The sequence below is a fragment of the Paenibacillus sp. DMB20 genome (assembly GCF_000987955.1).
In the GTDB taxonomy this organism is placed as follows: Bacteria; Bacillota; Bacilli; order Paenibacillales; family Paenibacillaceae; genus Paenibacillus_AQ.
This window is the reverse complement of record NZ_LAZU01000018.1, coordinates 155,445-161,818: the sequence shown is the minus strand read 5'-3', so window position 1 is coordinate 161,818 and position 6,374 is coordinate 155,445. Positions and strand designations below refer to the sequence as shown.

At 50.7% G+C, this 6,374-nt stretch carries 8 protein-coding genes, 1 tRNA gene and 1 pseudogene; 2 read left to right on the top strand and 8 right to left on the bottom strand.

Annotated elements, in window-relative coordinates; all coding sequences use genetic code 11:
- The 5 genes and pseudogenes from XI25_RS07030 to rplS form a co-directional block, all read right to left on the bottom strand.
- A pseudogene (locus tag XI25_RS07030) lies at window positions 1-721 on the bottom strand (hypothetical protein); the annotation flags it as partial.
- Between the two features lie 76 nt (window positions 722-797).
- Window positions 798-1,415 carry a ribonuclease HII gene (locus XI25_RS07025; protein ID WP_046677955.1) on the bottom strand — a complete coding sequence of 206 codons (618 nt, stop codon included), beginning with the start codon at window positions 1,413-1,415 and terminating at the stop codon, window positions 798-800.
- A gap of 501 nt (window positions 1,416-1,916) precedes the next feature.
- Window positions 1,917-2,783, bottom strand: a complete 867-nt coding sequence (gene ylqF / locus XI25_RS07020; protein ID WP_046677954.1) for a ribosome biogenesis GTPase YlqF — start codon at window positions 2,781-2,783, stop codon at window positions 1,917-1,919.
- A 50-nt stretch (window positions 2,784-2,833) separates the two neighbouring features.
- Complete coding sequence (lepB, locus tag XI25_RS07015) at window positions 2,834-3,451, bottom strand: signal peptidase I (RefSeq protein WP_046677953.1); 618 nt, start codon at window positions 3,449-3,451, stop codon at window positions 2,834-2,836.
- Window positions 3,452-3,554: 103 nt separating this feature from the next.
- On the bottom strand, window positions 3,555-3,899 hold the full coding sequence (rplS, locus tag XI25_RS07010; RefSeq protein WP_046677952.1) for a 50S ribosomal protein L19: 345 nt from the start codon (window positions 3,897-3,899) through the stop codon (window positions 3,555-3,557).
- 30 nt (window positions 3,900-3,929) lie between these two features.
- Between rplS and XI25_RS32830 the strand changes: the two genes are divergently transcribed.
- Window positions 3,930-4,202 carry a hypothetical protein gene (locus tag XI25_RS32830; protein WP_152669079.1) on the top strand — a complete coding sequence of 91 codons (273 nt, stop codon included), beginning with the start codon at window positions 3,930-3,932 and terminating at the stop codon, window positions 4,200-4,202.
- Between the two features lie 9 nt (window positions 4,203-4,211).
- Here XI25_RS32830 and XI25_RS07005 read toward each other — a convergent pair.
- Window positions 4,212-4,288 (bottom strand) — tRNA-Pro (locus XI25_RS07005).
- A 386-nt stretch (window positions 4,289-4,674) separates the two neighbouring features.
- Here XI25_RS07005 and XI25_RS07000 point away from each other — a divergent pair.
- Entirely contained in the window at window positions 4,675-5,367 is a 693-nt protein-coding gene (locus XI25_RS07000; RefSeq protein WP_046677951.1) for a DUF4145 domain-containing protein, read from the top strand.
- Window positions 5,368-5,418: 51 nt separating this feature from the next.
- Here the strand turns inward: XI25_RS07000 and XI25_RS06995 are convergent, their stop codons facing one another.
- Both XI25_RS06995 and XI25_RS06990 read right to left on the bottom strand, forming a co-directional pair.
- Complete coding sequence (locus tag XI25_RS06995) at window positions 5,419-5,622, bottom strand: hypothetical protein (protein WP_235439721.1); 204 nt, start codon at window positions 5,620-5,622, stop codon at window positions 5,419-5,421.
- Between the two features lie 59 nt (window positions 5,623-5,681).
- Window positions 5,682-6,371 carry an N-acetylmuramoyl-L-alanine amidase gene (locus tag XI25_RS06990; protein WP_052759486.1) on the bottom strand — a complete coding sequence of 230 codons (690 nt, stop codon included), beginning with the start codon at window positions 6,369-6,371 and terminating at the stop codon, window positions 5,682-5,684.
- Between the last annotated feature and the right edge of the window lie 3 nt (window positions 6,372-6,374).

Genomic DNA, 6,374 nt, shown 5'->3' with positions numbered 1-6,374 from the left:
GCCCGCGGCCGGGTTCGCGCCTGCGGCTGGCCCTCCAGCACACGGCGTCAGCAGGCGGCGGAGCCGTCCCTGCAGCTCCTGGTGCTCCTGAAGCCCCGGCAGCCGGCATTCCTTTGGCCTGGCCGGCCTGCAGAGCGTGGCCGAGCTGCTCCTCCAGCGATTGCAGCAGCTGATGAAGCTGCGGTCCGAATACCGCCTGCTGCAAACCTCTCAGACTTTCCGGCGTGATGGGGAGACCCCGGTGAAAAGCGATGGCGGCGGCTTCCGCCCATTCCGCTGCCGGGATCTGAGGCGGTTTCAGGGCCAGGGCCTCTTTGAACTGCGCTAAGCTTTCTTTGGTTAACGGGACCCCGGCGGCCTGCATGGCCCGAATCATTTCCCGGTTTTCCTTGGTATCCGGCAGTCCCGCGAACTCGAGCACTTCGGCCATCGAAGACAGGGACAGCGTCTGGCCCGGCGAAAGACTGAGCGGCTTCAAGACCGGCGTTCCCCCCTCTTCGGGCGGCTGCACTTGAAGCAGTGCCGTCTCGCCTGGCCGCAGCGGCGTTTCCAGCTTCGCTTTCACCTGCACTCCCTGGATTTGCACCACCGCTTCCTGACCGTCTTCCGATACGTTCATGACGACACCGCGAACGACCTGACCCGGTTTCATATCCAACGTTTTGGCGTCTCCCGGTTTTTGTTCTCCCAGAAGTCCGCGAATCAACGATCCGATGTTCACGCTTTGTCCTCCAAACGTCCTTTTTCCTTATATATCGGCAGCAGCCCGCCTTTTCTCAAGGCGGGCTGCAATGAAACTAGAACAGGGACAGCTGCTCTGCCTCCATATTTTTCAGAAAGCTTTTCCGGTGCATGGCGCTAGGTCCATGAATCAACAGCTGTTCCCGGTGGTATTTGGTCGCATAACCTTTATGTACGGCGATCCCGTATTCGGGATAGCGGGCTTCCCATGTCCCTTCGCATAACCGGTCGCGGGTCACTTTGGCGACGATCGAAGCGGCGGCGATGGACTGGCTGTTCGCATCCCCTTTAATAATAGCCAGCTGCGGAATATCGCAATCCACCTTTTCGGCATCCACCAGCAAAAATTGCGGGGTCACCGCCAGCCGTTCAAGCGCCATCTTCATCGCCAGCCGGGCGGCCTGCTTGATGTTGATCCGGTCAATTTCTGCCGCATCCACTTGTCCAACGCCTACGGCAAGCGCTTTTTCCATAATAAGATCGTATAAGGCATCCCGCTTCTTGGCGCTCAGCTTTTTGGAATCGTTAATTCCTTCAATGACCAAGCCTTGCGGCAGTATTACCGCCGCAGCCACCACATCCCCGAACAGGCAGCCGCGCCCAACCTCGTCGATGCCTGCAATATGTATGTAACGCTCTCCGTATTCCCGTTCGTACATTAATAAATCCGTCATATGAAATACTCCTCGATCCCCGTAACGCAAGGCTTTGCCTAGACTCGTTGTACAGCAAACCCATCCCGTATATTAATCTATCGCAAATAAAATGATAACATGACTCTACTAGATTAACATACCTTTCAGGAGGGCGTCATCCTTTATTGGACCTTTCATGAAGGTTCTAGAAGTATATGGGATAAGGCTACCTGCCTCCTCGCCAGCCTTGGGGATAACAACATGCTGCCGTTCGGGATAAACGTGCCTTCTATGCCATATACTATCACTCTATATTCAGCCATCTAAAGGTAATCCACGGGAGAGCTCGGATAATGAAACCGCAAAAATCCTTTCCCGGTCTGGAATAACCAAATCGAGCCTATTGTTTTGACTCTTCTTCCCAAAACAAAAGAAAAACAACCGTCTTTCCGGCAATAGACCGGAGACGGTTGCTCATTTCAATTCCATATAGTTCTTTACCGGACAGGCAACGCTATGCCAACGTTACGGCCCATGGGGTCAATACGGCGCTTCCATCGAGAAGCGGCCCATCTTCCCGGCACGAAGCTCGCGCAAAAAAATACCGGACGCTTTCTCCAAATCTACGCGCCCGCCGCTCACGATACAGCCGCGCTTGCGGCCGATGTCTTCCATGACGGCGACGATTTCGTCCGGATTTTCATAATCCGTCGGACGTTCCTTCAGGTCAAAACGCTCACTCATCGCTTCCCAGTAATACTGGGAGAAATATTTCACGGCAAAAAAAGCAATATCCTCAACGTTCAATATTTCTTCTTTAATCGCTCCGGTTACGGCAAGACGGTAGCCCACGTTCTGGTCCTCAAACTTGGGCCATAGGATGCCAGGCGTATCCAGCAGCTCCATTTCGCCGCCCGTGACCTTGATCCACTGCTGTCCCTTGGTGACCCCCGGGCGATCTCCCGTTGCCGCAATGTTGCGGCCCGCCAAACGGTTAATGAGCGTGGATTTTCCCACGTTAGGTATACCTACGATAAGCACGCGCATGGCACGAGGATTCATGCCCTTGGCAATTTGCTTGTCGATTTTCTCCTTCAGCAGAAGCTTCACTTGGGCCGGAATATCTTTAACTCCCGTACCCGTCGAGGCGTCTACAGGAAAGGCAGGATGCCCCTGCTCCTTAAAATAAGCCAGCCACTGGCGCGTTACCTCGGGATCGGCCAAATCCGCCTTGTTCATGATAATCAGGCGCGGCTTTCCCTGAAGGATATCATCGATCATCGGATTGCGGCTTGAGAGCGGCAATCTGGCATCGATCAACTCAATGACCGCATCGATCAGCTTTAGCTTCTCCTGTATTTGACGGCGTGCTTTTGTCATATGTCCCGGAAACCATTGTATCGTCAACGTCGTCACCTCACTAAATTGCAAGCTTTCGTTATTTCTGTTATTCCCCGCTAGTGATCAATCAAACCAATGTCCTTCAGCGGCCAGAATATGAGGTCCGCCCGTCCGACGATATCCTCCAGCGGAACATAGCCGATCATCCGGCTGTCCGTGCTGTTGGAACGGTTATCTCCGAGCACGAAAACATGCCCTTCGGGCACCTTGCCGTCCGGAACTTGAGCGTTCGGGAAATTGGTGTTATTGTACAGTCTGTCATCGGCATGTGCTTCATCGACGGCTTTCTGTATGTAGGTTTCGTTCACAGGTTCCCCGTTCACGATCACTTTATCGCCCTCAACCTGGACGGTGTCGCCCGCTACGGCTATAACGCGCTTGATAAAGTCCCTTCCCTCGGAAGGCACGTGGAATACGACAACCTCTCCGCGCTGCGGTTTGCGGATATCGTATAAAATCTCGTTGACGATAAGCTTCTGCCCCGTCACGAAATTAGGCTGCATGGACGGGCCTTGTACGATAAACGGTTTAAAGAGAAGCCAGCGAATGAGAACCACGAGAATTAATGCAATAAGAAGGGCTTTCAGCCATTCAACCAACTCGTTCTTTTTCTTCTTGGCCGGTTTTTCAGCTTCTACCGGATCGACTGCCTCCTGATGAGTATCCTGCTGCATAATTCACCGTCCTCTCTCCTGTGATATGTCCTGCTTTTATCGTTTTTTTGGATATACAAAAGGGGCTTGTATATGCGCACAAGCCCCTTTTACCGTCAGTTGATTAACGACGAATTTCTTTAATTCTCGCTGCTTTACCGCGCAGTTCACGAAGATAATAAAGCTTCGCACGACGCACTTTACCACGGCGAGCCACTTCGATTTTCTCGATTTTAGGCGAGTTGATTGGGAAAGTTCTTTCCACACCAACACCGTAGGACATTTTACGAACGGTAAAAGTCTCACTGATTCCGCCACCGCGACGTTTAATTACAACACCTTCGAACAACTGGATACGCTCACGAGATCCCTCGATAACCTTAACGTGCACTTTCAAAGTGTCGCCAGGACGAAAGCTCGGAATATCCTTGCGAAGCTGTTCTTGAGTAATCGCTTGTACGATATTCATCTAGGACTCCCTCCTCTCACACAGGCGTTCTTGCCTCTTCCGGAAAAACCTCTTGTTTTCCATCATTATCCGCAGCGGACCACCGTATTCACAACAAAAGAAATTTTAACACAACTACCGGGCGAAGGCAAGTTATTTGTTCTACCAAAAGCTGAAGATGTTTTGACCGAAACCTTGATGGGAATCAAGAGACGTCCAGCAAAAAACCACTCTTCCGTGTTTGTCAAAAAAACAAGGGAAAGTGGTCATAAAACCTTGCGTCCAGCCTCATTATGTATTGCGAAAAAACCATTGGATGGTTAGATCTTGTGCTGGTCGGAGTAACAGGATTTGAACCTGCGACCTCACCCACCCCAAGGGTGCGCGCTACCAGACTGCGCCATACCCCGACACTGAACCCGCTGGAAAACCGCATAATAACGGGGATTTTCGGCCATTGTACGGAAGCCCATCCGCTATTTTTGCGCCATCCAATATCGTATTCGAGGATATTATACGACATAGCCGCGCACCCTTGCAATACTTTGAGCGCGCACCCCTGCTAAAAATTTCAGCCGTTTTAGCACGGGGAATCGGCGATAAATCAGTATTTTCAACGCGTTGGTTACGGCGATTGAACCCGCGCACCCTTGCTTAGAAAACGCAAAAAAAAAAACGCAGCCCTAACGGACATGTATCCGCTAAAGCTGCGCCTAAATCCATTCATAATATACATTCATCTTATCAATAATGCTATAATTATACAAAAATAAACTAATATTTTCCGGAGGGTCATATGAATTATACTTGTCCTCATTGTAATCGAGACACTACCATTACTGATTCCGATCGTATTGTTGATTATGTCAACTTACGCATCGAAAGCGGCGGTTTAGCAAAGCAATTTGAAATTCAGTATATCGTTTGTCCAAACGTTAACTGTAATAAATATACCTTAACAGCTTCTCTCTACGACGCTACACTAGAACATTATGGTTATTATGCACCGACAGGAGAAGCCCTTTTTATGTGGAATCTTGTGCCCAGCGCCAACATAAAAGTATTTCCTGACTACATACCGCAGCCAATTATTGCGGATTACAATGAGGCATGTCTAATAAAAGAGTTAAGCCCAAAAGCCTCTGCCACACTAGCTAGAAGATGCCTTCAAGGAATGATACGTAACTTTTGGAGTATAAACAAAAAGAGCCTTTATGAAGAAATCAATGCTATTCAGGATAAAGTGGACCAACTGACTTGGGAAGCGATAGATGCTGTTCGTTCAATAGGCAATATTGGAGCGCATATGCAGAAAGATATCAACTGCATGATTGATGTCCATCCAGGAGAAGCTCAGCTCTTAATCGATCTAATTGAAACTCTCCTTAAGGAATGGTATGTCAATAGACATGAAAGGGAGCAAAAAATGCAAGCTATAATTGAGCTAAGTAAGCAGAAAAGCGCTCTAAAGGCTGGGCAGACAGAATAAAACGCAAAAGCGCTCACCCACGGATTTAACTCCGCAAGTAAGCGCTATTTTTTATTCCTCGCTATCCTTCTTCGTTTTGCCTACGTCCGCTGAGTCCGCATCTCCGTTCGCTATGCTCCCTGCGTCAGCTACACCCTCCGCCAGCATGTACGCAACGCACGCGCCAACCGCCCCGATAACGCCCGTTACTTGCAGCGTTACATTCTCGCCAGCACCTCCGGCCGCCAGTACGCTCGTAGCCAGCGCAGCCAACAACGCCCAAAAACTTCCGCGAAGACAATTTCCGTTTCCAATCGATTTTGTTTCCGTTCATATTACTTCGCCTCCTTCGTAGTAATCGTCGCCAGTTTCGCCTTGTTGTCCCACGTAATCGATGCGCCAATCCGTTCGCTTATGTCGCGCAAAGGAACGTACACCGATCCGTCGATAATAACGCCATCTTTCGCCGGCTTACCGTCCACCTTAACCGCTGCTTTTTCGTGCTTCATCTCGGGTTCGTCCGCCTTTCCTTCATTTAATTTCGCAGCAACCCGCGCTTTGAACGCGAACCAACCGGTCCAGGCGCCGCCATCGTACATTAGGCGCGGACATATTTTACCGGACCAGTCGTAATGCCGGCGCAATCGGTCGACGCCCCATCCGCGCTCTTTTAACATTTGCGCAACCAGTTCGACCGCGTTATCGAGCGTCTTGGCATAATTGCCACTCTCGCATATTTCAACGCCAATCGACGTGCGGTTTCCGCTAGTGCTCCCGCTACCGTCGCCGGCGTGCCATGCGTTTTCATTCAACGGTATACATTCGACGGCCTCGCGCTCATCCACGCCGATGTGAAACGAAGCCTGGCGCGTATTCGTCGGATTCGTCAGCCACGCGCGTTCGCCGGCCGCTGATGATTTCGGATTCCCCGTATTGTGAATCGTAATCGTGGACGCGTTCATCGCGTAACCTGGCCGCCGGTTACATGCGGTTGATTTCGGTATATGGTCCTTACGATAATTCATTTG

What these genes read in the sequence shown, in the direction of transcription:
- XI25_RS07025 (WP_046677955.1), bottom strand. Translation starts at nt 1,415, where the DNA reads ATGACGGATTTATTAATGTACGAACGGGAATACGGAGAGCGTTACATA.
- lepB (WP_046677953.1), bottom strand. Translation starts at nt 3,451, where the DNA reads ATGCAGCAGGATACTCATCAGGAGGCAGTCGATCCGGTAGAAGCTGAA.
- XI25_RS06990 (WP_052759486.1), bottom strand. Translation starts at nt 6,371, where the DNA reads ATGAATTATCGTAAGGACCATATACCGAAATCAACCGCATGTAACCGG.
- XI25_RS07000 (WP_046677951.1), top strand. Translation starts at nt 4,675, where the DNA reads ATGAATTATACTTGTCCTCATTGTAATCGAGACACTACCATTACTGAT.
- rplS (WP_046677952.1), bottom strand. Translation starts at nt 3,899, where the DNA reads ATGAATATCGTACAAGCGATTACTCAAGAACAGCTTCGCAAGGATATT.